Origin of the sequence: Algoriphagus sp. A40 (assembly GCF_002002735.1) — a bacterium.
In the GTDB taxonomy this organism is placed as follows: domain Bacteria; phylum Bacteroidota; class Bacteroidia; order Cytophagales; family Cyclobacteriaceae; genus Algoriphagus.
This window is the reverse complement of record NZ_MUNY01000078.1, coordinates 161,296-182,465: the sequence shown is the minus strand read 5'-3', so window position 1 is coordinate 182,465 and position 21,170 is coordinate 161,296. Positions and strand designations below refer to the sequence as shown.

At 44.8% G+C, this 21,170-nt stretch carries 22 protein-coding genes; 7 read left to right on the top strand and 15 right to left on the bottom strand.

What is annotated here, in order from left to right; genetic code table 11:
* Positions 1 to 48 precede the first annotated feature (48 nt).
* On the top strand, positions 49 to 2,142 hold the full coding sequence (recG, locus tag B0E43_RS20715; protein ID WP_077353291.1) for an ATP-dependent DNA helicase RecG: 2,094 nt from the start codon (positions 49 to 51) through the stop codon (positions 2,140 to 2,142).
* A 5-nt stretch (positions 2,143 to 2,147) separates the two neighbouring features.
* On the opposite strand, the gene B0E43_RS20710 is transcribed toward recG, so the two are convergent.
* The 7 genes from B0E43_RS20710 to pdhA form a co-directional block, all read right to left on the bottom strand.
* Positions 2,148 to 2,531, bottom strand: a complete 384-nt coding sequence (locus B0E43_RS20710) for a hypothetical protein (RefSeq protein WP_077353290.1) — start codon at positions 2,529 to 2,531, stop codon at positions 2,148 to 2,150.
* Between the two features lie 6 nt (positions 2,532 to 2,537).
* On the bottom strand, positions 2,538 to 2,720 hold the full coding sequence (locus tag B0E43_RS20705; RefSeq protein WP_077353289.1) for a type II toxin-antitoxin system HicA family toxin: 183 nt from the start codon (positions 2,718 to 2,720) through the stop codon (positions 2,538 to 2,540).
* Positions 2,721 to 2,810: 90 nt separating this feature from the next.
* The gene (locus tag B0E43_RS20700; RefSeq protein ID WP_077353288.1) at positions 2,811 to 3,146 is read right to left on the bottom strand and encodes a DUF6787 family protein; all 336 of its coding nucleotides are present in this window, start codon (positions 3,144 to 3,146) and stop codon (positions 2,811 to 2,813) included.
* A 121-nt stretch (positions 3,147 to 3,267) separates the two neighbouring features.
* Complete coding sequence (locus tag B0E43_RS20695; protein ID WP_077353287.1) at positions 3,268 to 4,593, bottom strand: aspartate kinase; 1,326 nt, start codon at positions 4,591 to 4,593, stop codon at positions 3,268 to 3,270.
* Between the two features lie 36 nt (positions 4,594 to 4,629).
* Positions 4,630 to 5,106 carry a 6,7-dimethyl-8-ribityllumazine synthase gene (gene ribH, locus B0E43_RS20690; protein ID WP_077353286.1) on the bottom strand — a complete coding sequence of 159 codons (477 nt, stop codon included), beginning with the start codon at positions 5,104 to 5,106 and terminating at the stop codon, positions 4,630 to 4,632.
* An 86-nt stretch (positions 5,107 to 5,192) separates the two neighbouring features.
* Positions 5,193 to 5,897, bottom strand: a complete 705-nt coding sequence (locus tag B0E43_RS20685; protein WP_077353285.1) for a tetratricopeptide repeat protein — start codon at positions 5,895 to 5,897, stop codon at positions 5,193 to 5,195.
* A 112-nt stretch (positions 5,898 to 6,009) separates the two neighbouring features.
* Positions 6,010 to 7,029, bottom strand: a complete 1,020-nt coding sequence (gene pdhA, locus B0E43_RS20680; protein ID WP_077353284.1) for a pyruvate dehydrogenase (acetyl-transferring) E1 component subunit alpha — start codon at positions 7,027 to 7,029, stop codon at positions 6,010 to 6,012.
* A gap of 89 nt (positions 7,030 to 7,118) precedes the next feature.
* Here pdhA and B0E43_RS20675 point away from each other — a divergent pair, with 89 nt between their 5' ends.
* Positions 7,119 to 8,219 (top strand): DNA replication/repair protein RecF, encoded by a 1,101-nt coding sequence (locus B0E43_RS20675; protein ID WP_077353283.1) that lies wholly within the window; start codon positions 7,119 to 7,121, stop codon positions 8,217 to 8,219.
* A gap of 26 nt (positions 8,220 to 8,245) precedes the next feature.
* Here B0E43_RS20675 and B0E43_RS20670 read toward each other — a convergent pair whose 3' ends face one another.
* The 3 genes from B0E43_RS20670 to B0E43_RS20660 all read right to left on the bottom strand — a co-directional run bounded on the left by B0E43_RS20670 (position 8,246) and on the right by B0E43_RS20660 (position 9,881).
* The gene (locus tag B0E43_RS20670) at positions 8,246 to 8,605 is read right to left on the bottom strand and encodes a type II toxin-antitoxin system HigA family antitoxin (RefSeq protein ID WP_077353282.1); all 360 of its coding nucleotides are present in this window, start codon (positions 8,603 to 8,605) and stop codon (positions 8,246 to 8,248) included.
* Positions 8,583 to 8,900, bottom strand: coding sequence for a type II toxin-antitoxin system HigB family toxin (locus tag B0E43_RS20665; RefSeq protein WP_077353281.1), 318 nt, complete (start codon positions 8,898 to 8,900; stop codon positions 8,583 to 8,585). The genes B0E43_RS20670 and B0E43_RS20665 overlap by 23 nt, the downstream gene beginning before the upstream one ends.
* A 75-nt stretch (positions 8,901 to 8,975) precedes the next feature.
* Complete coding sequence (locus tag B0E43_RS20660) at positions 8,976 to 9,881, bottom strand: sugar phosphate nucleotidyltransferase (protein ID WP_077353280.1); 906 nt, start codon at positions 9,879 to 9,881, stop codon at positions 8,976 to 8,978.
* A 270-nt stretch (positions 9,882 to 10,151) separates the two neighbouring features.
* Between B0E43_RS20660 and B0E43_RS20655 the strand changes: the two genes are divergently transcribed.
* Together B0E43_RS20655 and B0E43_RS20650 are read left to right on the top strand one after the other, a co-directional pair.
* A complete protein-coding gene (locus B0E43_RS20655) occupies positions 10,152 to 10,490 on the top strand; it encodes a P-II family nitrogen regulator (RefSeq protein WP_077353279.1) in 339 nt (112 codons plus the stop codon).
* A 33-nt stretch (positions 10,491 to 10,523) separates the two neighbouring features.
* The gene (locus B0E43_RS20650) at positions 10,524 to 11,768 is read left to right on the top strand and encodes an ammonium transporter (RefSeq protein ID WP_077353278.1); all 1,245 of its coding nucleotides are present in this window, start codon (positions 10,524 to 10,526) and stop codon (positions 11,766 to 11,768) included.
* A gap of 72 nt (positions 11,769 to 11,840) precedes the next feature.
* Here the strand turns inward: B0E43_RS20650 and B0E43_RS20645 are convergent, their stop codons facing one another.
* Positions 11,841 to 12,029 carry a hypothetical protein gene (locus B0E43_RS20645; protein ID WP_077353514.1) on the bottom strand — a complete coding sequence of 63 codons (189 nt, stop codon included), beginning with the start codon at positions 12,027 to 12,029 and terminating at the stop codon, positions 11,841 to 11,843.
* Positions 12,030 to 12,157: 128 nt separating this feature from the next.
* Here B0E43_RS20645 and B0E43_RS20640 point away from each other — a divergent pair, with 128 nt between their 5' ends.
* The 3 genes from B0E43_RS20640 to B0E43_RS20630 are packed head-to-tail and all read left to right on the top strand — an operon-like array spanning position 12,158 to position 16,036.
* Positions 12,158 to 13,594, top strand: coding sequence for a BatD family protein (locus B0E43_RS20640; RefSeq protein WP_254423481.1), 1,437 nt, complete (start codon positions 12,158 to 12,160; stop codon positions 13,592 to 13,594).
* Positions 13,594 to 14,679, top strand: a complete 1,086-nt coding sequence (aroC, locus tag B0E43_RS20635) for a chorismate synthase (protein WP_077353276.1) — start codon at positions 13,594 to 13,596, stop codon at positions 14,677 to 14,679. Before B0E43_RS20640 ends, aroC begins: the two co-directional genes overlap by 1 nt.
* Positions 14,680 to 14,731: 52 nt before the next feature.
* Positions 14,732 to 16,036, top strand: a complete 1,305-nt coding sequence (locus B0E43_RS20630) for a dicarboxylate/amino acid:cation symporter (protein WP_077353275.1) — start codon at positions 14,732 to 14,734, stop codon at positions 16,034 to 16,036.
* Positions 16,037 to 16,096: 60 nt separating this feature from the next.
* On the opposite strand, the gene B0E43_RS20625 is transcribed toward B0E43_RS20630, so the two are convergent.
* The 4 genes from B0E43_RS20625 to B0E43_RS20610 form a co-directional block, all read right to left on the bottom strand.
* Positions 16,097 to 17,152 carry an aminotransferase class V-fold PLP-dependent enzyme gene (locus B0E43_RS20625; RefSeq protein ID WP_077353274.1) on the bottom strand — a complete coding sequence of 352 codons (1,056 nt, stop codon included), beginning with the start codon at positions 17,150 to 17,152 and terminating at the stop codon, positions 16,097 to 16,099.
* Entirely contained in the window at positions 17,149 to 17,577 is a 429-nt protein-coding gene (gene aroQ, locus B0E43_RS20620) for a type II 3-dehydroquinate dehydratase (RefSeq protein ID WP_077353273.1), read from the bottom strand. The genes B0E43_RS20625 and aroQ overlap by 4 nt, the downstream gene beginning before the upstream one ends.
* A 74-nt stretch (positions 17,578 to 17,651) precedes the next feature.
* Positions 17,652 to 18,302, bottom strand: a complete 651-nt coding sequence (locus tag B0E43_RS20615; protein ID WP_077353272.1) for an outer membrane beta-barrel protein — start codon at positions 18,300 to 18,302, stop codon at positions 17,652 to 17,654.
* 32 nt (positions 18,303 to 18,334) lie between these two features.
* Entirely contained in the window at positions 18,335 to 21,085 is a 2,751-nt protein-coding gene (locus tag B0E43_RS20610; RefSeq protein ID WP_077353271.1) for a carboxypeptidase-like regulatory domain-containing protein, read from the bottom strand.
* Positions 21,086 to 21,170: the final 85 nt, after the last annotated feature.

Here is a 21,170-nt window from a genome sequence, read left to right as displayed (position 1 = left end):
TTTTGACCTGTCAGGATCTTAATTTGCTTTTTCCAAAAACCAGCACACTTGTCAGGAATTTTTGATACCCGAATCGAATACCTCAAAGGCGTCGGCCCCCAAAAGGCCGAATTGCTGAAAAAAGAGCTGAATATTTTTACCTATGGGGATATGCTTCAGCACTATCCCTTCCGCTACGAAGACCGCACCAAATTCTTTAAAATCAGGGAACAGTCTGAGGAACTGGAAAATGTCCAGGTCATCGCCAGAATCAAAAAGATTGAACTTGTAGGAACCGGAGGAAAGAAACGTCTGGTTGCCCATGTTTTTGACGATACCGGGGAAATGGAAATGACCTGGTTCAAGGGAATTCAATGGGTTCAGAAAAAACTTCTTCCCGGCGCGGCGTACATTTTCTTGGGAAAACCTGCCCAGTATGGGAGAAAATGGAGCATGGCTCATCCCGAAATGGAACCTGTGACTGCTGCCAATGAAAAACGGAACAATTTTCAGCCAGTCTATTCCACGACCGAAAAACTCAGGGTTAGATTTCTTGATTCAAGAGGGATTTCAAGGATTTTGGAGCAATTGGTTCCCCAGGTTTATTCCCAAATACCGGAGACACTTTCACCCGAAATCCTGCATCAATACCAATTGATCGGCAAGCAGGAATCCATCCGACAGATCCATTTTCCTACAGCTCCTGAATTACTTCAGCGAGCGAGAAAGCGCCTGAAATTTGAGGAGTTTTTTTATTTGCAGCTCCGTTTGCTGATGATGAAAGTGACAAGGACCGAAAAATCCAGGGGACAGATTTTAGCAAACACAGAACTGCTGACGGATTTTTACAAAAACCACATTCCCTTTGAACTCACCGGCGCTCAGAAACGGGTAATCCGGGAGGCCTTTGCGGATATGAAATCAGGCAAACAGATGAACCGACTGATTCAGGGTGATGTGGGTAGCGGCAAGACTATGGTGGCTTTTATCTGCATGCTGATTGCCATCAGTTCCGGTGCGCAGGCCTGCCTTATGGCGCCAACCGAGATTTTGGCCAATCAGCATTACGAAGGCCTGAAGAAATTTGCCGACATGATGGGGTTGAAGATCGCATTGCTGACCGGCTCAGCGAAGAAATCTGCCCGAAAAATAATTCACGAGGAATTGCTCAACGGTGATTTGAAAATCCTCATCGGAACCCATGCTTTGCTCGAAGATGTGGTGCAGTTCCAAAACCTCGGCCTGGCCATAGTCGATGAACAACACCGATTTGGCGTAGCACAACGGGCCAAGCTTTGGGCGAAAAATGAAGAATTCCTTCCACATGTCTTGGTGATGACGGCCACGCCAATTCCCAGGACACTGGCCATGACCCTATATGGCGACTTGGATGTGTCAGTCATAGACGAACTACCGGCAGGCCGAAAACCCATTCAAACTGTGCATCGCTACGACAAGGATCGCTTAAAAGTCTTTGGGTTTATCAATGAAGAAGTCAAAAAGGGTAGACAGGTTTATATTGTTTATCCACTCATCGAGGAGTCAGAAACCATGGATTTGAAAAATCTGATGGATGGGTATGAAAGCATTGCGAGAGCTTTTCCACAATATCCTCTCAGCATCGTCCATGGGGGTATGAAATCCGACGCGAAGGATTATGAAATGCAGCGCTTCATCAAAGGCGAAACCAAGATCATGGTCGCGACCACTGTCATAGAAGTAGGTGTAAACGTCCCCAATGCCTCAGTCATGATCATCGAAAATGCCGAACGCTTTGGGCTATCTCAACTTCATCAGCTCAGGGGTCGCGTAGGACGTGGGGCGGAGCAGAGTTATTGTGTATTGATGAGCAAATACGAACTGTCCAAGGATTCAAGAGTTCGATTGGAAACGATGGTAAGGACCAATGATGGGTTCGAAATTGCCGACGTGGATTTGAGGTTGAGGGGACCCGGAGATATGATGGGGACACAGCAGAGCGGGATTACGGACTTGCTGATTGCTGATCTGAGCAAAGATGCGCCGATCCTGACTTTGGCGAGGGATGCCGCCCAACAACTTTTAGCCAATGATCCAGAGTTCCTTCAGCAGGATAATGCCCCAATTCTAAGACAGGTGAAGCAACAGAAGACGACAGCGGTGAATTGGAGTAGGATTTCTTGAATTTTTTACTCGCCTACAAAAACGCTAACTCCCTTCAATTCTTTCGCTAATCGGTGTAGCGTGTCTTCAATTTTTTTTGCCTGCTCAGCCGATGGGCTTTTTACTCCAGAGGAATATTGTCTTAAAAGACTTGGATTCATTCCAGCCTGAATAGCCACTTTACTAATATTTAGGTAGTCAAACTGTTGGAAAAGAGAATACATGTCATACAAATGATTGAATTGAACTGAGGCAGGATCAAGGTTTTCAAAATCCCAAAGTAAAGCTTTGATTTTTTCCTCAAGCTCATTAACGGATTCGGCGACCTCAGTTATTAAATTATCACGGTATTCAACCCTACCCCACAGCTTTTTTTCCGCCTTTTCGATAATCAAATCAATTGTTTCCATACCAGTCTATTTTAGTCCAGCTTGCTTTAGAATTGCATTTAATGTCCCTTTTGGAATATCTCCACCATGTATTGGAACTGTAACTTTACCTTTTTTACTTAGATGCTCAAGTTGTAAATGACTTCCTTTTTGGTTTTTCTCAAACCAGCCATCTTCTTTCAAGATCTTAAGCAAGTCTTTTACTTTCACAATGAAATGTAGCAAAAATGCTACCGAATTACAAGCAAGATAGATTTAGTCTATTTAGAAGGAAATACAAAAAAAAACGCTTTTAGCTGATTACTTTTTCCGGGAAAAAACTCCCGCAATTCTTTTAAAAATTTGCTTTTCCTTTTCCCAGAAAAACTTGAATTGCCCAAAAATAAACCCATAAATCAGCAGGAAAATCTGATAAAGCGGAAGAACCAGCAGCAGGTATAAAACGGTATTCAGGAATCCTTGGCCTCCGCCCCGCTCCACTCCAAAGAAGTTCAGAATTGGGTTTTTGATAAACAAAATGGTAAATCCGGTAAACGCAAATACCACCAAAACCATCACCACTTGGAAAAGGCTTTCCAGTTTCCATTTGGTTTGCAATCGCTGAAGAAATCCGGGAGTCTCGTTCTGTTCTGGCATGTTGCAAAAGTATGCAGAATGATTCTAAAGAAAAGAGCCGGACAAAATATCCGGCTCAAACTTTTGAAATTGAAAATCTCAGATCCATTCACATAAATCTGAAAGGTAATTTGACAATCTTTCAATTATTCCAGGTAAATACTCCATCATTCAGGCTCTTCAAGGCCTGCACTTTGTATTTCGCATCAACCAGAATTGATACATTATGGCGGCTTCCTCCATAAGAAACCATTCTAACAGGAATGTCCACCAAAGAATCCATCACGGATTTAATCGCTCCTTTGGTTTCGGAAACCATATTGCCGACGATACAGATGATGGCTTGATTTTGATCAACTTCCACAGTGCCCAAGGTCTGAAGTTCGGCCATGATCTGATCCAAATGGCTCAAGTCATCGATTGTCACAGAAACCGCCACTTCTGAGGTAGTGATCATGTCGATCGGAGTCTTATACTTTTCAAAAACTTCGAAAATCCTTCTCAAGAAACCGTAAGCCAAAAGCATTCGGCTTGATTTTATCTTTACCGCAGTGATGCCGTCTTTTGCTGCGATTGCTTTGACTCCTGTCGTTTCTACTTTCTCTTTGATAAGAGTTCCGTGAGCACTAGGCTCCATGGTATTGAGCAATCTCACCGGAACATTGTACAATTGAGCTGGCCAGATAGATGCCGGATGGAGGATTTTTGCTCCGAAATAGGCCAACTCAGCAGCTTCATCAAATGAAAGCTCAGCGATCGGACGGGTTCTATCAACGATCCGAGGATCATTGTTGTGCATGCCATCGATGTCTGTCCAAATCTCACAAACCGAAGCCTTGATAGCTGCTGCAATCAGGGACGCAGTGTAATCACTTCCGCCTCGCTTCAGATTATCGACTTCATTTTTATGGTTTTTGCAGATATAGCCTTGGGTGATGAAAAGTCTTCCATCAGGATTTTTTGCCAAAATTGCCGTGAGCTTCTCAGAAATCTTGCCCAATTCAGGTTCGGAATTCTCATCAATGCTCATGAAGTCCAATGCAGGAAGGAAAACCGCAGGGATTTCCAATTCCTCCAGAAGGGTATAAAACAACTTTGTTGAAAGCAATTCTCCCTGTGCAAGGATGTCCCGATTAATGGCCTCATTAAAGGAGATTTTCAGCAGAATATTCAGGAATTCAAAGTGCTCCCGGATGATTTCTTCCGCTTTTGCCTTGGTAAATTCCTTTTTCAGCAATGCCGGATAAAAGGCCAAGTAATGGGCATGAAGCGTATCAATGCGCCCCTTTGCTAGGGCTTTATCCCCAGCTGCCAATGCCTCGCCGATTCCTACCAAGGCATTGGTGGTACCGGAAAGTGCGGACAATACCACAATAGTAGGTTCATCGCCTCGGGTAATCAGGTCTTTCACCTGATGCATTCGCTCAGGGCGGCCCACAGAGGTGCCCCCGAATTTCATGATTTTCATAGGGTCTAATTAATTATAGGAAAATAGGTTTCTGAATTAAAATCCAAGCATTTTGATGGCGGTGATCGCTGCTTCGTCTCCCTTGTTGCCGTGCTTTCCTCCAGCTCTGTCCATCGCCTGCTTTTGGGTATTAGGAGTCAAGACTCCAAAGATCACGGGCTTGTTGTATTTCAAGCTAACATTGGTGATCCCGTGTGCTACTGCATCACAGATAAAGTCAAAGTGGCGCGTTTCGCCCTGAATGACGCAACCCAAACAAAGTACGGCGTCGATGCTTTCATCCTGAGCGCACCACTGGGCACTCAAGGTGAGTTCGAATGAACCCGGTACATTTTTGCGGATGATGTTTTCTTTTTTTGCTCCATGCTGAAGCAAAGTCTGGTAGGCACCTGAATAAAGTGCTTCAGTCACCTCTTCATTCCATTCTGAAACGATTATTGCGAATTTTTTGGAACTGATGTCCTGAATGTTTTTGGAGCTGTGCTCACTTAGGCTTTTGAGGGAAGTTGCCATGAAATTTTAATTTGGGAATGGATTGAACAAAAAAAGAGTAAGACCTCAGGGCCTTACTCTTCTAATTGATGCGGTAAACACCGGCATTACTTAGCGGCAAGGCCTTCTAAGCGAGCTTTGTGTTTTCGTGCAGCGGCATATTCAAATGACTCGTAGTATTTTTCCTCGATCTCAGTGTAGGTAGCAACCGCTTCTGCAACCTTACCTGCCTCTTCCTGAGCCACGGCTAGTTTCGCCAGATATTTAGGAGTAGTGTATTTATTTTCGTTGGTACGGGCTGCTTTGGTGTAGCTTGAAATTGCTTCATCAAGGTTTCCCAGCTCAAGGTTGGCATCACCCACAAGGGAATAAGCTTTGGACTGAACCAGGTAATCATCAGAAGAGAAATCCTCCAAATGAGTCAGTGCATCCTGGAAGTTTTTCTGAGAAAGGTAGATAGAACCTAAGTAGAAGTGTGCCAAATTGGCCGCATCAGTTCTTGGATATTCTTCCACAATGCTCAATAAGCCTTTATTGATGCCGTCACCGTTCAATGCAAAATCGACACTGTCCTGCTCAAAGAAATAGACCGCCTGAAACATTTCAGCCTGAGCCTTTTCATTCTGATTTTGGTTGTTGATCTGGAAGAAAAGAATTCCACCGATCAGGATTACGGCCGCAGCCAATACTCCGCCAAGTACTTTACTATTGTGCTTCAAAAAAGCCTCGCCTCTTCCGATTCGCTCTGCGAGTACTTCCGGGTTTTCAAGTACTTCGTTTTGGTTTGCTTTTTTAGATTGCTTAGTCGCCATGTTACTCAAATTTCGGTCGCAAATATACGGTTTTTATCAAATACACAAGTCCTCACAAAAAAGCCATGAAATCGGAAAGACTTCATGGCTTTCAATAGATTCAAACTTGGTTTTATTCCATTACAAATGGATAATCTTCCTGGACATAGACGTCTTTGAATGCGTCCATTCCATCAGGCAGCGGAGACTCTTCAGCAAATTTTACCGCATCATCCACCTGCTTTTTGACTTTCTTCACAATTGCATCTATTTCCTCTTCAGTGAGGATCTTGTTTTCTCTGATTGTGGCCAACACCTGCTCGATCGGATCACGCTGCTTGTATTCCTCTACCTCCTCTTTGGTACGGTATTTTTGAGGATCTGACATCGAGTGCCCTTTGTATCGGTAGGTTCTAAACTCCAACAAGGTCGGGCCATCGCCTCTTCTTGCTCTTTCCGCAGCTTCAGACACCGCTTCGTGGATCGCCTCCACGTTCATTCCATCTACAGGGAAAGAAGGGATATCGTAAGCCTCACCTATCTTATAGAGCTCAGTTACATTGGAAGTTCTTGCCACAGAAGTCCCCATGGCATATCCGTTGTTTTCGATTACGAAAATCACCGGGGTTTTATACAGCATCGCCAAGTTCAATGATTCGTGAACTGCACCCTGACGGACTGCGCCATCTCCCATGTAGCAGATAGCAAGGTTTTTTGTCCCCTTGTATTTTTCAGCAAAGCCCAGTCCCAAACCCATCGGCACCTGCGCACCTACGATTCCGTGACCCCCTGCAAAATTTCTTTCTTTGTCAAAAATGTGCATCGATCCGCCCTTTCCTTTGGTGGTGCCGGTGGCTTTGCCAAACAATTCTGCCATGATAGCACCCGGATCAGTACCCAATCCAAGTGGGTGAGCATGACATCTGTAGGCGGTAATCCACTTATCATCTTTGGTCAAAGCACTGATTGAACCAGAAGCACATGCCTCCTGGCCGATATACAAGTGACAGAATCCCCGGATTTTTTGCTGACCGTAAAGTTGCCCCGCTTTCTCCTCAAAACGTCTCATTAAGAGCATGCTTTCATACCAAAAGCTGTACGTCTCCTTTGAATATTTTACTTTTGACTTGGTCGCTGCAGTTTTCTTTGCCATATCGTAATGATCAAAATATGCTATTTTAGGCCCCAAATATAGCAATCCCGACCTAAAAATCAGGCCACCGCCAAAATAATTCCCGCTACATGCATCTGGAGTCCATTGATTTAATCCAGTTTAAAAACCACCTCAAAACCAACCTGAAGTTTAGCCCGGAGCTGAATTGCATTACCGGACTGAACGGCAGCGGGAAAACCAATATCCTGGATGCAATCCACTACCTGTCCCTGACCAAAAGTGCAGTGCAGAGCAGTGATACCCTGAACATCTCTCATGGGCAGGACTTTTTTGCGATCAAAGGGAATTTTCAAATCGAAGAAAAGTCACTTGAAGTCCGCTGCACTTTTGAAGCAGGAAAAAAGAAATTGGTCTATCAAAATGGCAAAGCGCTGGACAAAACCAGCGAGCATGTCGGGATGATTCCTTTGGTTTTGATCGCACCGGACGACACCGAACTGATCAAAGGAGGAAGCGAAGGTAGGCGGAAGTTTTTTGACGGATTGATTTCCCAGCTGGATCATCCTTATCTCGATCAACTGATCCGATACCACCACTTTCTCAAGCAGCGGAATGCTTTGCTAAAGCAGTTTGCAGAAACTGGAAGAAGGGATTTGACTTTGCTTGGAAGCTACGACCAAGAGCTTATTCGCCTGAGTATGATTTTGGCAAACCGAAGAGCGGAATTATTAGAACAGATGTCATTCCTTCTTCAGGATCATTACTCTGAGATCTCCAATGGCACCGAAGAAGTTTCCGTAAGCTATCAAACCGAAGCGTTGAGACCCGATTTTTCAGCATATTTTCAGAGTCTGCGGCAAAAGGATCTCGCCACCAAAAACAGCAATGCCGGAATTCACAAAGACGGTTACGACTTCATGATCGGGGAACACTCCATCCGGAAGATTGGAAGCCAAGGTCAGCAAAAGTCCTTTATCATCGCCCTGAAACTGGCGCAGTTTCAGATTTTTGAGGAGTACAAAGGTGAAAAACCGCTGCTCTTACTCGATGATATTTTTGACAAACTGGATGATGAGCGAATCGCCAAACTGATGGAATTGATCTCCAAAGGTACATTTGGGCAGATCTTCCTGACCGATGCGAGACCAGAGCGATCCAAAAAGATCTTGGGAAAACTGGACGCGGAAGTGAAGTTTTTCGAAGTGGAAAAAGGGGAGGTTAAAAAGTAAAAAAGAGGCCTAAGCCTCTTTCCGATTTAATATTCCCTAATCAAGATCTCAGCAGAGATTTTCAGTTTCTCATTGAGCTTGCGGATCATAGCTAGACTCAGTTTTCGCTTTCCGGAGAGGATTTCCGATTTTCTAGACCGTGCGCCAAGAATATCAGAAAGTTCAGACTCAGAGATTCCCAATTGATCCAAGCGAAACTTGATTGCCTCTATTGGGTGAGGTTTTGGAATTGGAAAATGGTCGTTTTCATATTCCTTAATTAAAATCGATAATACTTCCAGTTCATCGGACTTATTAGAATTTGGAACCAGATCTATTTGCAATAGATCGTAAGCACGCTCCAAGGCGTCCTCATACTCGTTGTTATTTTTTATTGGCTTTAGCATATCTGATGATTTTTGAGTCTATTCTGTCGTATACCTGATGAGTTCCAAACCACACGATGAAAACAATTTTCAATCGGTATTCAATGTCCACAATCAATCGAAATGAATTACCGTGGATATTGAAAATCACTCTTTTGTCCGAGAAAATCGAAGCATTTTGAAATTGCGATTTCAATTCATTTGGATTATGCCAATCTGCGGAAACTGCCTCTTCATACCAAGCCAAGAGACTTTGCTTTGCCTTCGGATAGTTAACCCACCATTCCTTTAGAGTCATGACAGCAATAACCCGCATTATCAAATTTACTTAAATGTTACCGTTTTGGTTACGATTTGATTGAAATAAAAAAGAGGCCGAAGCCTCTTTCTCTTATTTCCACATATCTGCTGGATATTCTCCTTCTTGATGCAGTCTTTTCAGTGCCTCGATCACCACTGGCCGGTCCTCGGTATAAGTCACCCCAAACCAAGTCTTTCCTCCCGGAAGAATCTCAAAAGCCGCTTTTTTCGCCTTTATCAGGTTGTTGGCGACTGTTGGGATATAAAATTCGGACTTCAGATTGCTCAGGTTGGCGGGAAGAAATTCATTCCACATCTGCTCGATGTCAGCGAAAACGTCCTGATGGAAGCCCCAAAAATTCATACTTACCGGCGTATTTTCAGCGATTTCCAATACTTCTCCTTCTCCACGGCTCACAATCTTTTCCCCTTCCCGGGCAATGGAAGTTCTCTCAACCATGCCGATAAGTTGACCCTTTTCATTGGTTTCACAGACTCCGCGGCTTACTGTACCGTTTTCAGAAAGGACATTCTGGATCGCATAGCCAACCATGGCGTGAAGGTCAGGGCGAACTTCGCTGGAAAGAAATTTCCCCAAAACCTCAAACGCTTCTTTTCCATAAAAATCATCGGCATTGATGACTGCGAAAGGCTCCTTGATGGCATCTTTTGCACAAAGTACCGCATGTGCTGTTCCGAAAGGTTTCACTCTTTCTGCTTGCTTCAATTCGTCAGGAACAAAACTGTCTAGGGACTGAATCACCCAATCCACTTCAATCTTGCCTTCGAGTTTGGGCATAAATTTTTCTTTGGCCACTTCGAGAATCTCCTGTCTTACGATAAAGACCACCTTGCCAAATCCGGCACGGATGGCATCAAAAATCGAGTATTCCAGGATGGTTTCCCCGCTGGGGCCAAATCCGTCAATTTGTTTGTTTCCTCCGTATCGGCTGCCTATTCCGGCGGCCAATACCAAAAGCGTTGGTTTTTTAGTCATGGGCGTATTTAAAAACGGTCACAAAATTAAGTTTTTATCCTCCGTAGGCAAATCGAATATTTTTAATTCTATTTGGTTCATATTAACCCCTATTGTCCACATTATTTGAATCTTTTTTCAACCTTTAGAATCATTTCAACACCATTTTTGATTTTTAAAACATTTTTTTATTCATAATTGGTTATTTTTTTATCCTGTTTTTTACTTTGGCGCAATATTTATCTTACTTTCATGCTGATATCACAAAAAACCACTTAACCTATTGTGAAAATGAAAAAAATAGAAGCGATCATCCGCACCTCTCGCTTTGATCAGATCCACACTTGCATTTCCAAACTGGGAGTCAACTTTCTCTCTTTTTATGAAATCAAGGGGATGGGATTTGAACATGCCCGCCAGGAAATGTACCGTGGGGTGGCCTACGAACCAACTTATATCCCCCGCACGAAACTGGAAATCGTAGTGCCGGACGATCTCTCTCCTGCTGTGATCCAATGCATCCTAACCGAGGGAAAAACAGGAGAGATAGGTGATGGGAAAATCTTTGTCTATGATGTCCAGGAAGCCTATCGAATCCGAAATAACGAAACCGGAGAAGCTGCACTTTAAGATCAATTCCAAACCACCTCACCTAATAAACTTATGGAAGAAATACCTGTAACTGACCTCTTCACGGTCAACAACCTCTGGATGATGATCGCCACCACGATGGTATTCATCATGAACCTCGGATTCGCTACACTTGAGTCTGGACTTACCCGGTCAAAAAACGCCGTCAACATCTTATTTAAAAACACGATTATTCCCGTCATCGGATTACTGACTTACGCTATGGTCGGGTTCAATCTGATGTACCCAGGAGCTGAATTCGCCGGGGGATTCTTCGGGTTTGCCGGATTTGGATTGAGTGCCCCTGAGGGCTGGGATAGCAGCAATTACAATGCTGGCTATACTTATTTCACCGACTTCCTTTTCCAGGCGATGTTTGCAGCCACAGCTGCAACCATTGTATCCGGAGCTGTCGCTGAGCGGGTAAAACTCGGACCATTTATCACCTTTTCGATTTTGTATGTTGCATTCATTTACCCAATCGTGGGTATGTGGAAATGGGGGGGAGGATTCCTGAATACGCTGGAGACTCCATTCTATGATTTCGCAGGGTCCACAATCGTCCACTCTGTGGGTGGTTGGGCAGCATTGGTAGGAGCTTTCCTTTTGGGCCCAAGGATTGGCAAGTATACCCCTCAGGGGATGAAGGCTATCCCGGGACATAATCTTTCCATGGCCACGATCGGGGTGTTTCTTCTTTGGTTTGGCTGGTTTGGATTCAACGGTGGATCTGTACTGAGTGCTAATCCAGGCATCGTTTCCAAAGTTTTTGTCACTACATCCATCTCTGCCGCCTCAGGAGCAGTTGGTGCACTGTTCATCTCTTATCTGAAATTCAAAACCTATGACATCACCATGGTGCTCAATGGCATCCTTGCAGGATTGGTAGGAATCACAGCCGGAGCAGATCAAATGAGCGTGTTGGATTCGGTATTCATCGGCTTGATCGGCGGAGGGCTAGTTGTATTCGGAGTCGTATTCTTTGACAAAATTAAAATCGACGATCCGGTTGGAGCCATTTCTGTCCATTTGGTGGGAGGAGTTTGGGGAACCTTGGCAGTCGGCCTATTTGGAAACCTAGCTGGGATGAATCAAGTGATTTCTCAGCTGATCGGAATTGGTGCAGTAGGCGCATTCTGCTTTGCCACTGCATTTCTGATCTTCTTTGTCCTTAAGAAAACTGTCGGAATCCGTGTTGATGAAAAAGAAGAAATAGAGGGCTTGGATATCAACGAGCACGCCATGCGTGCCTATCCGGACTTTGCAGCAAAAGATTAACCAATAAAAAACAATCAACCACAACAAAAAGCCCTGGAATTCAAAAAATCAGGGCTTTTTCATTTTCACTCATTAATAGGCAGGTCTAAAATACCGGTTGAGGATTGGCTGATGGCTGGGACCAAATGACTCGTAACACCAATCTCTAAACTCCTCAATTTCAGTAGGCATCAAATACCGAATTCCTTTTTTCAATTCCCTTTCAAACAAATACTTACTAAAACTTACTTTTTGCAAAATGGTCTTCACATATTCTAGCATGGCTGTCATGATTTGGGTTTATTAACTGATTTTAAGGAAGCAAACGAGGGCTTTTCCCAAGATGTTACGTTATTTTTGAACCCCTTAAGATTAGAATTATCCCTACTTTCGCGTCCATGTCCACAACGATGCTCCGTCTTGCTTTCGTATGCCTAGCTTTCTTTCTTGTGAAAATTTCACAAGCCCAGAATGTCCAAATAGAATTGGGTCCAGATGAAATAGGCCTTAATGAGACGTTTACCATCAAAGTCACCCTCTCCAACGACAAAATCAAATCCTACGACCAATTTCCCGAAATCCAGGGATTTCAGAAGCAGGGCATTTCACAGTCATCGTCCATGAATATCATCAATGGACAAATGAGCAGCTCCAACAGTATTATTCAATATTACAAGCCAATCCGAAAAGGCCAGTACAGTCTTGAAAATTTCACCGTTTTGATCAATGGGGAATCTTTTTCCTCCCCAGGAAAAACTATCAGCGTTGGAGATCCTGTCAACAATCAGGGATTTGGGGGAAATGCCGTGGATCCTTTTGCAGATTTCTTTGGCCGACCAGCCGAGGAGCCAGAATTTGTCGAACTGGAAGACGATGCGTTCTTTTCTGTATCGGTGGACAAGAAAGAAATATTTGCCGGTGAGGGCTTCAATCTCAATGTGGCATTTTACATGTCTGAACAAAATCAGGCCCCTTTTCAGTTTTATGAGCCTGGTCGGCAACTGGATGCTATCCTGAAAAACCTCAAACCCAACAATGCCTGGGAGGAAAATTTCAACATCACCAACATCGAACCGGAAGTGGTGGATATCCAGGGAAAAAGATGGATGAGATTTAAGGTTTATGAGGCCTCATTTTTTCCTTTTTCCGAAGGCACAATAGAAATTCCCCGAGTTCCATGGGAAATGATCAAATACAGGATTGCCAAAAATCCGACCTTTTTTGGCGCAAGCCGACAGGAAGATTTTAAGACCTTCTATTCCAGTCCCCAAACAATCACAGTAAAACCACTTCCTCCCCATCCGCTGAAAAACGAAGTAAGTGTGGGTGTGTTCCAATTAAGGGAAAATATAAGCTCCTTGGAAGTGGAAACCGGAAAGGGATTTGAATACAATTTTGGAATCAATGGGGTGGGAAACATCAATGCAGTGTCACCTCCAAAACGGCTGACGGGTGGTACCAACCTGGATACCTTCGACCCGAATGTCCGGCAACAAATTAACCGGGGATACAGTCGGGTTTCCGGAATCAAAGAATTCAACTATTACATCACCATCAACGAAGCAGGGAATTACGAACTGGATGATCATTTCCAATGGATATATTTTGATCCCTTGAGAGCCGTCTATGATACGCTCAAACCTCAGGCAAAAATCATTGTCACTGGAGAAAGCAAGGTAAATCAGGCACTTTCGGGACAGAGACTTGGAGGGATATACGACAAGATCGATTCTGAAAGCAATCAGTTTTCAAACGAGCAATATAAATACTATTTTACGACCGTAATCAACGTGCTCCTTTTGGGAGCTGTCGCCCTGCTGGCGGTCCTGATAATCAAGAAAAAATAATGGGAAATTCATTTGGCAAGCTTTTCAGGATCACCACTTTTGGTGAATCACACGGAAAAGCTTTGGGAGCTATTGTGGAAGGATGTCCGGCAGGTCTGGAATTGGATGAGGAGAAAATCCGCCAGGAAATGCAGCGCAGAAAGCCAGGCCAATCCAAAATCACCACTCAGCGCAAGGAAGAAGACGAAATTGAAATTCTATCCGGGGTTTTTGAGGGAAAAACTACCGGCACTCCCATCGGGATTGTGATCCAGAATTCTGATCAAAAAAGTAAAGACTATTCCCATATCGCAGATAAATTCCGCCCTTCTCACGCCGATTACACCTATTTTGAAAAGTACGGAATCAGGGACTATCGTGGCGGAGGTCGCTCCAGCGCACGTGAAACGGCAGCAAGAGTTGCAGGTGGTGCTATCGCAAAGCAATTTTTAGCCGCAAAAGGAATCAGTGTCCAGGCCTTTGTTTCACAGGTCGGAGATTTGACACTGGAAAAAAATTACTCAGAACTTAATCTCGATCTGGCGGAGGAAAATATCGTCCGATGCCCCGATCCGGAAATGGCCGAAAGGATGATATCACTCATCGACACTGTTCGATTAGAGCGAGACACCATCGGAGGAGTAGTCACCTGTGTAATCAAAAACACCCCTCCTGGCCTTGGGGAGCCTGTTTTCGATCGGCTCCATGCCGAATTGGGCAAGGCTATGCTCAGCATCAATGCCGTGAAAGGATTTGAATACGGAAGTGGATTCGAAGGAGTCAAGATGAGAGGCTCCCAGCACAACGACACCTTTGTCATGGAAGGTGAAAAAATTCATACTATAACCAATCACTCAGGAGGCATCCAAGGCGGAATCAGCAACGGAGAAGACATCTACTTTCGGGTAGCTTTCAAGCCTGTTGCCACCATCATGCAGGATCAGGAATCACTCAACGAAGCTGGAGAAACAGTCATTGTCAGTGGGAAAGGCCGTCATGATCCCTGTGTTGTACCTCGTGCAGTACCAATTGTGGAAGCTATGGCAGCATTGGTCATTGCGGACTATCTTCTTTTATCCAAGACCAATAAATTAGACGAAATATAAACCCCGATATACATTGAAAAAATTACCTCTACATACCCAGATTATCATTGGAATGGTGTTGGGTTTGGTTTATGGCCTGCTTACCCTCAAAACCGGAATCCCAAGCTGGATCACCATAGACTTCATCAAACCTATTGGCACAATTTTCATCAATGGTCTAAAGATGATTGCTATGCCTTTGGTATTGGCTTCATTGATAATCGGTGTGGCAAATTTAGGCGACATCTCCAAACTGAGCCGAATCGGTGGTAAGACTTTAATTTCCTTCCTGCTCACCACAGTCATCGCGATAGTTATTGGATTGGTCCTCGTTAATTTTTTTAAGCCAGGGGAAGCGATTCCAGCCTCCACCAAGGATAATTTGATGAAATCCTATGAAGTCGCTGCAGGGACCAGAGCAGATGCAGCTTCAGAACTAAAGGAGCAAGGTCCGCTTCAGCCAATTGTGGACATGGTTCCAGAAAATCTTTTTCAGGCAATGACTGACAATACTGCTATGCTTCAGGTCGTGCTATTCGCGATTTTAGCAGGCATTGCACTGTTGCAAATTCCAAAGTCCAAGGCTGAACCGGTCATAGCTTTTTTTGACGGGCTCAATGAAATAATAATTCAGATCGTGACTTACATCATGATGATTGCTCCCTATGGAGTGTTCGCTTTGATGGCCTCACTGATCGTGGAAATTGCCGGTGACAATCCGGATTCTGCTGTAGAATTGCTGTTGGCACTTTTAAAATATAGCCTGATTGTACTAAGTGGTCTGTTCTTGATGATGCTGGTGATTTATCCTCTTTTTCTCAAATCATTTACCAAAGTCAAGTATTTAGATTTTTTCAAGGCTATTCGCCCTGCCCAGCTTTTAGCATTCACGACTAGCTCCAGCAATGCCACCCTTCCTGTCACAATGAAGCTCACGGAGGAGGAATTGGGTGTATCTGAAAACGTTTCCAGCTTTGTCCTCCCTCTTGGGGCTACTGTCAATATGAACGGTACCAGTCTATACCAGGCTGTGGCTGCTGTATTTATTGCTCAGGCATTGGGAATGGAACTGACGCTCGGAGATCAAGTAATGATTGTATTGACATCCACCCTAGCAGCAATCGGTTCGGCTGGAGTTCCCGGAGCCGGATTGATTATGCTGATCGTGGTATTGGAATCCATCGGAGTCCCAGCTGCGGGAATTGCCTTGATTATGGCACCAGACCGAATCTTGGACATGTTCCGAACTGTGGTCAACATTACCGGTGATGTAGTGGTCGCCACGGTAGTTGCTAGTACCGAGGGTGAATTGCCGGATGGAATGATCCGAAAGAAAAATCCCTTTACGGCGAATGAAAGTGTCCAAGAATTAAACTAAACAGGAAAGCCCGGAATTGACTCCGGGCTTTTTCATTAAATTCTGATCGGTGGAAATTTTCTAATAGTTTTTCAAAAACTCAATCAAGCGATCAAACTCCGCATCGGTAATCGCTGGAAAGTTGGCAATCCTGAAGCTGGTCGGTTTATGTGGCCCATACCCGCTTCCCAACTGCATTCCTTCCTTTTCAGCGGCTTTTTTCACAGCCGAAATCAAGTCTTCTGATCCTGCCACAGCCATCACGGTAGTACTTCTGGTTTCTGCATTGTCCACCAGCATCCTGAATTTCTCTGATTGTGCAATAGTATTCTCAAGCTTGGTCATGCGTGCTCTCAAGCGTGAATCGACGTGCTGGATCTCCTCCAGATCTTTCAAAACCCTATTGAGAAGGTAGATCCCATACACATTTGGGGTATAGTGAGTTTGGTATCCTGCTGCATTTTCCAGCATAAAACTCAAGCTGTTGTACCTTCCCTTTTCACCTTTCCGCTGGGATTTTTCGATCGCTTTTGGAGAAAGGATCAAAATTCCCAATCCAGCCGGAAGGCCAAAACATTTCTGGACTGAGGCATACCAAATGTCAGCCAGGCTGAAGTCCAGCTCAATCCCGCCCATAGAGGAAGTCGTATCCACAGCAATCATTTTCTCGGGAAACTTTTCCCCGATCGCTTCGATGACCGACATCGGAACCTGCGTGGCATTGGCAGTTTCGTTTTGGGTAATCGCAATCAGATCAAAGTCCTCTCCGATCTCCAATCCGGCCACGTCCACTGCCTGATTGGCTTCAAGTTTCAGCGAGCCTGTCGCCGGAATGATGTATTTGGCATATTCAACCCACTTTTTTCCAAATGATCCGGAGTAGAGGTGAAAGCTCGCTTTCTCGACGATTGACTGAGTAATGATCTCCCAGTTTTCTGTCGCCGACGAAGTGAACAACAACTTGTAATCATCCGGCATGTGGAGTTTTTCCCGCATCAATTGCTCAGTCTCCTGATAAAGATGCATAAAAACGCCGCTGCGGTGATTTGCACTCAGGATTCCCTGAGTATAGGCATCCTGCATGTATTGGGGAAGCGCATCGTAAACTTTAGATGGTCCCGGAGCAAAAGTGATCATAGTTCTGGAGTGTGGAGAAAATAAGTAACACCAAGTTCGTAGCCTTTCAATCCTAAACCTGAAATCATACCTATGCAGGACTTGGAGATAATGCTTTTGTGGCGGAATTCCTCGCGCTTATAAATATTGGAAATGTGAACTTCAAGGGTCGGAGTAGTAACACCCGATATGGCATCCGAAATAGCCACCGAAGTGTGAGTATATCCACCGGCGTTGAGCAAAATGGCATCGAAACTGAATCCCACCTCGTGGATTTTATTGATCAGTTCACCTTCCACATTACTCTGGAAGTAATGGAGGTCCACTTGCGGAAAGCGCTTTTGCAAATGCTCAAAGTAATCTTCGAATGTCTCGCTTCCGTAGATTTCCGGCTCCCTTTTTCCAAGCAGATTGAGGTTGGGACCGTTGATGATTTGGATTTTCAAGATAGGTTAGGTTTAAAGCTTTGGCTCAAAGTTAAGTAGTCCCATTAAGCTTACAAGTCCCAGACCATTCCAGTTTACTCCTTCCTTTCTTTTATTCTGAAAAGGTAAGCCAAGGTAAACTCCAGGTTGGTCGAATTCATGTCGTAAATCCGATCCTGCGACTCGGGATTGGTGAAATCATAGGCAAACCTTACTTCCCCGGAAATGGTACTTTTACCAAAAAGCTTGGATATCCCGGCTCCGGCAGTGATTCCGTACATAAACTTGTTCGTATTATCAGATGCACCTCCGAAAGTTGGCAATTCCGGTGGAGTCGCTCCGGAATAATCGCGGGTGATATCCTCTGCTTTCAGCAGATATCCCAGATGAGGACCAACCTTGATCTGAAACCTGCCTGATTTTCCCGCAAAAAAACTTGCCAGCAAAGGGAATTTGAGATAGGTCAATTCCGTATGATTCAATTCCTCCTCGATGCTAAATTGCCTAAAGCCCAAAGTCAATTGCTGGACGTTGAGCTCGATACCTGCATTTTTTGAGTTAAAATACTCCACCACGAAGGCAAAAGTTGGCGCGCCTATTCCATCCACAGAGGCACTTCTGGTGGATGCAGTAGCTTGATAACTATAGGAGGAGGTGGCATAACCGCCCCTGATTCCCACACTCAACTGAGCAAAAGCCCCAAAGGGGAGAACTAGAAGGATCAGGACGAAAAGGATTCGAAACATTTTCAAAAATAAGTGAATTCGCAGGACTCGCCCTATTTCTTATTCAGGATAAAGGTACCACTGACGATTTCTCCATCAATCCCAAGTCCTCTGACTTCAATCACAACCGGACCCGGCGAATCGTTGGTATAGAAAGAAAAGCTCAATTCTCCCTTTTCATCTGCAATCAAATACGGATTCCAATAGAGCGTCTGTCGGTCGTCTTTTTCTACAGGATCGGTCATTTGCTCATAATCCATCACAAAGAAACTGCCGCTTGGTTGGTATCCTTCGACCACAAATTCCTTTAGTCCAGGCTGTCCCGAAAGATCCTGTACAAGTCGATCCTTGAGGTAAACAGCGATCACGCCGTTTTTCCCCTGATCGCCCAGCATCGGTGCCATACGCGTGACGACTTCCACCCGATCAATGTCATACGGATTGACACTTCTCAGATTGTCTGCCGCAGATGCTGCTCCTGAGCTGCCCACGATATTTCCATTGATCATCACAATCGGCTCCATGCTCCCACCAGCCGAAATGGCCCCACCACGTATCCTAATCTGCTGTTGCCCGGTAGCTCCAACCAAAGAGACCCGCATACTTGGGACATGTCCAGCCAAACTGCTGACTAGGTCCGAATTGTTTCCGGTCTTGGTAAGATCCTCTCCTTTTACTACAAAATTCGGAGTGCCATAAATGGCCGGTTTTTCACCTGGGATTTGCTCATTTGTGCTACTCTCTTCTACCTGGGGCTCCTCCGGATTAGGTGTTTTTACAGGAGTTGCCAGGATAATTACTTTTGGGAAAAAAGCATCCGCAGGCAGTGCCACGGGGGCTTTGAGTGTAGCAGGCAATTCAACATTCAAGGGTTTTCCTTTTTTATCCAAGGCGGAAAAAGCCAGTTTCATCGGCCCATAAAATTCCATATCTGTCAGGGAAAATGTCCCGTCACTTCCGGTTTCGAGGTCGATCATTCCCTGGAAATCATTGACAAAGGCGGTCAGAGAGGTGCCCACACCTTTGCCTTTTTCATCTGTGACTTTTCCGGAAATCGAAAGGCTTTTTTCGATCGGATAAGAAAACCGGTCCAAACCTAGGGATTCTGAAACTCCCTGAAGTCCCAACGCTTTTTCCATATCTGTGACCCGGTTCACCGGAACCATCTGAGTCGCATCCCATGCCCCAGCTGATAGGGTAGCAGGAATGGCGTTTCCTTTCTGATCGGTGATTTTCAGGGAAATTTCCACTTTTTCCCGGGCGCCAAATTGGCTCTTGTCAGCTTTCAACTGCACTCCCTGAACCTCCCAAGTCCCCACAGCCTCATCCGGAGCAATTCTTTTGTAGGGATCCAAAATGCTGATGGGTTGCACAAAATACTGGTTGGGGCCATAGTTTCTCATCCAGTTGGTATAGGATCGCAAAAAGTACTTTTCCCCTGCCATTGAATCCGGTAAATAAAAATCGCCAACCACAATTCCATCACGGATCTGGAATTTCTTTTCTATTAAAATGTCCCGTTCGGTACTGATCAATTCCACATAAAGTACCTTGCTGAGCTCAGCCCTTAGGTAGGGGTTGCCATAGGCCAAATATCCCTTGAAAAAGACCTGGTCACCGGCATAGTAATAGGGCTTGTCGGTGTGGAGGTAAACTTTCTCCTGGTAGTTTTTGGCGGTTTTGGCCAAGTCCTGGAGCATAATTGCCTTTTCGGCATTGTAATCCAAAGGCAATAAATTGGAAATCCGTTTCCTATCCATGTCCCCGGAAAAAACCAAATCCTGAGGATTCATGACCGTGCCGTTTTCCTTTACTTTCACCTTTCCCCCTGCCACTTCCAGCCATGAGACTGGATAGGGTGCATCTTTGTAGGTATTGGCCTGAGCAAAACCTTTCTGGTAATGGATCTCGATCCGGCCTTTGAGGTTGATGAAAAACTGCCCCGGAGGACTGGTGGGGGTGACCAAAGGGTCAGCTTTATACGGAACCACTGACTTGCCTAATTCATTGGCGAATACGTCCGAGCGCATGTTCATACTGGCTGAGCCACCGGCCTTGTCACCATAGAGATAAAAACCCTCCCGCTCCTGACTCCCATTGAGCATCGACCGAAACATATTCATGGGTGATTTGCGGTAAACCTCAGCCCGGTTCTTTTCCCAGGTCGATTTTTGTGTCTCGGAATCGGCGTTCAACTCCTCAAACCTGGCAGCTCCGGAAATCCGGTAATTAGTCGGGGAATCAAAAAACTCCTGGAGGTTGAACGTGATTTTGTAGCCCAAATACCGGTTTTCGATCTCGATCGGCAGGTCAGCTTTGGCAGTAAAAGCCCCTTTGTCAGAGGCAGGAGGAAAATCAATCACCCAAGAGTTCAGAATCTGAGTCTGGGCAGCAGCATCGTCGATCCCGATAAACAGGTTTTGGAATTTACGCAGGTCCCTTTCCCAATTTTTGTCTCTGGAAGCTTTGATCTCCACGTCGCTTAGATCCTGGGCAAAGGGCTTCATATCCAGGTTGAGCGTCAAGGTGCCACCAGGATTCAAGGTTATTTTTCTCGTCTCAGCCACATATCCCATAAAGGAAAACCCAAGCTCCAAGGGACCTGCTTCCAGTCCCGTGAGCGTGAACTTTCCCTCCAGATCCGTAGCAGTGGAGATCGTGGTGTTGTTGACAAAGACATTGCAAAATGGTAGCGTTTCACCAGTTTCGGCGTCTTTGACTACGCCGGTGATTGTGCCTGATTGTGCAAAAAGTTGTGAGGAAAAAACCGAAAAACTAAAAAGCCAAAGCAGAGTCTTTTTCATTGACGTAGTTGAATTGAAAATTGAAACTCAAGTATATAAAAAAAGCTCCAATCAGGAGCTTTTAGTTTTATTTTTTAACATTCGA

What these genes read in the sequence shown, in the direction of transcription:
- B0E43_RS20700 (WP_077353288.1), bottom strand. Translation starts at nt 3,146, where the DNA reads ATGCCAGAACAGAACGAGACTCCCGGATTTCTTCAGCGATTGCAAACC.
- B0E43_RS20610 (WP_077353271.1), bottom strand. Translation starts at nt 21,085, where the DNA reads ATGAAAAAGACTCTGCTTTGGCTTTTTAGTTTTTCGGTTTTTTCCTCA.
- B0E43_RS20615 (WP_077353272.1), bottom strand. Translation starts at nt 18,302, where the DNA reads ATGTTTCGAATCCTTTTCGTCCTGATCCTTCTAGTTCTCCCCTTTGGG.
- pdhA (WP_077353284.1), bottom strand. Translation starts at nt 7,029, where the DNA reads ATGGCAAAGAAAACTGCAGCGACCAAGTCAAAAGTAAAATATTCAAAG.
- B0E43_RS20625 (WP_077353274.1), bottom strand. Translation starts at nt 17,152, where the DNA reads ATGATCACTTTTGCTCCGGGACCATCTAAAGTTTACGATGCGCTTCCC.
- B0E43_RS20710 (WP_077353290.1), bottom strand. Translation starts at nt 2,531, where the DNA reads ATGGAAACAATTGATTTGATTATCGAAAAGGCGGAAAAAAAGCTGTGG.
- B0E43_RS20675 (WP_077353283.1), top strand. Translation starts at nt 7,119, where the DNA reads ATGCATCTGGAGTCCATTGATTTAATCCAGTTTAAAAACCACCTCAAA.
- B0E43_RS20645 (WP_077353514.1), bottom strand. Translation starts at nt 12,029, where the DNA reads ATGCTAGAATATGTGAAGACCATTTTGCAAAAAGTAAGTTTTAGTAAG.
- B0E43_RS20640 (WP_254423481.1), top strand. Translation starts at nt 12,158, where the DNA reads ATGCTCCGTCTTGCTTTCGTATGCCTAGCTTTCTTTCTTGTGAAAATT.
- B0E43_RS20665 (WP_077353281.1), bottom strand. Translation starts at nt 8,900, where the DNA reads ATGCGGGTTATTGCTGTCATGACTCTAAAGGAATGGTGGGTTAACTAT.
- B0E43_RS20670 (WP_077353282.1), bottom strand. Translation starts at nt 8,605, where the DNA reads ATGCTAAAGCCAATAAAAAATAACAACGAGTATGAGGACGCCTTGGAG.
- B0E43_RS20630 (WP_077353275.1), top strand. Translation starts at nt 14,732, where the DNA reads ATGGTGTTGGGTTTGGTTTATGGCCTGCTTACCCTCAAAACCGGAATC.
- ribH (WP_077353286.1), bottom strand. Translation starts at nt 5,106, where the DNA reads ATGGCAACTTCCCTCAAAAGCCTAAGTGAGCACAGCTCCAAAAACATT.
- aroC (WP_077353276.1), top strand. Translation starts at nt 13,594, where the DNA reads ATGGGAAATTCATTTGGCAAGCTTTTCAGGATCACCACTTTTGGTGAA.
- B0E43_RS20685 (WP_077353285.1), bottom strand. Translation starts at nt 5,897, where the DNA reads ATGGCGACTAAGCAATCTAAAAAAGCAAACCAAAACGAAGTACTTGAA.
- B0E43_RS20660 (WP_077353280.1), bottom strand. Translation starts at nt 9,881, where the DNA reads ATGACTAAAAAACCAACGCTTTTGGTATTGGCCGCCGGAATAGGCAGC.
- B0E43_RS20655 (WP_077353279.1), top strand. Translation starts at nt 10,152, where the DNA reads ATGAAAAAAATAGAAGCGATCATCCGCACCTCTCGCTTTGATCAGATC.
- B0E43_RS20695 (WP_077353287.1), bottom strand. Translation starts at nt 4,593, where the DNA reads ATGAAAATCATGAAATTCGGGGGCACCTCTGTGGGCCGCCCTGAGCGA.
- B0E43_RS20650 (WP_077353278.1), top strand. Translation starts at nt 10,524, where the DNA reads ATGGAAGAAATACCTGTAACTGACCTCTTCACGGTCAACAACCTCTGG.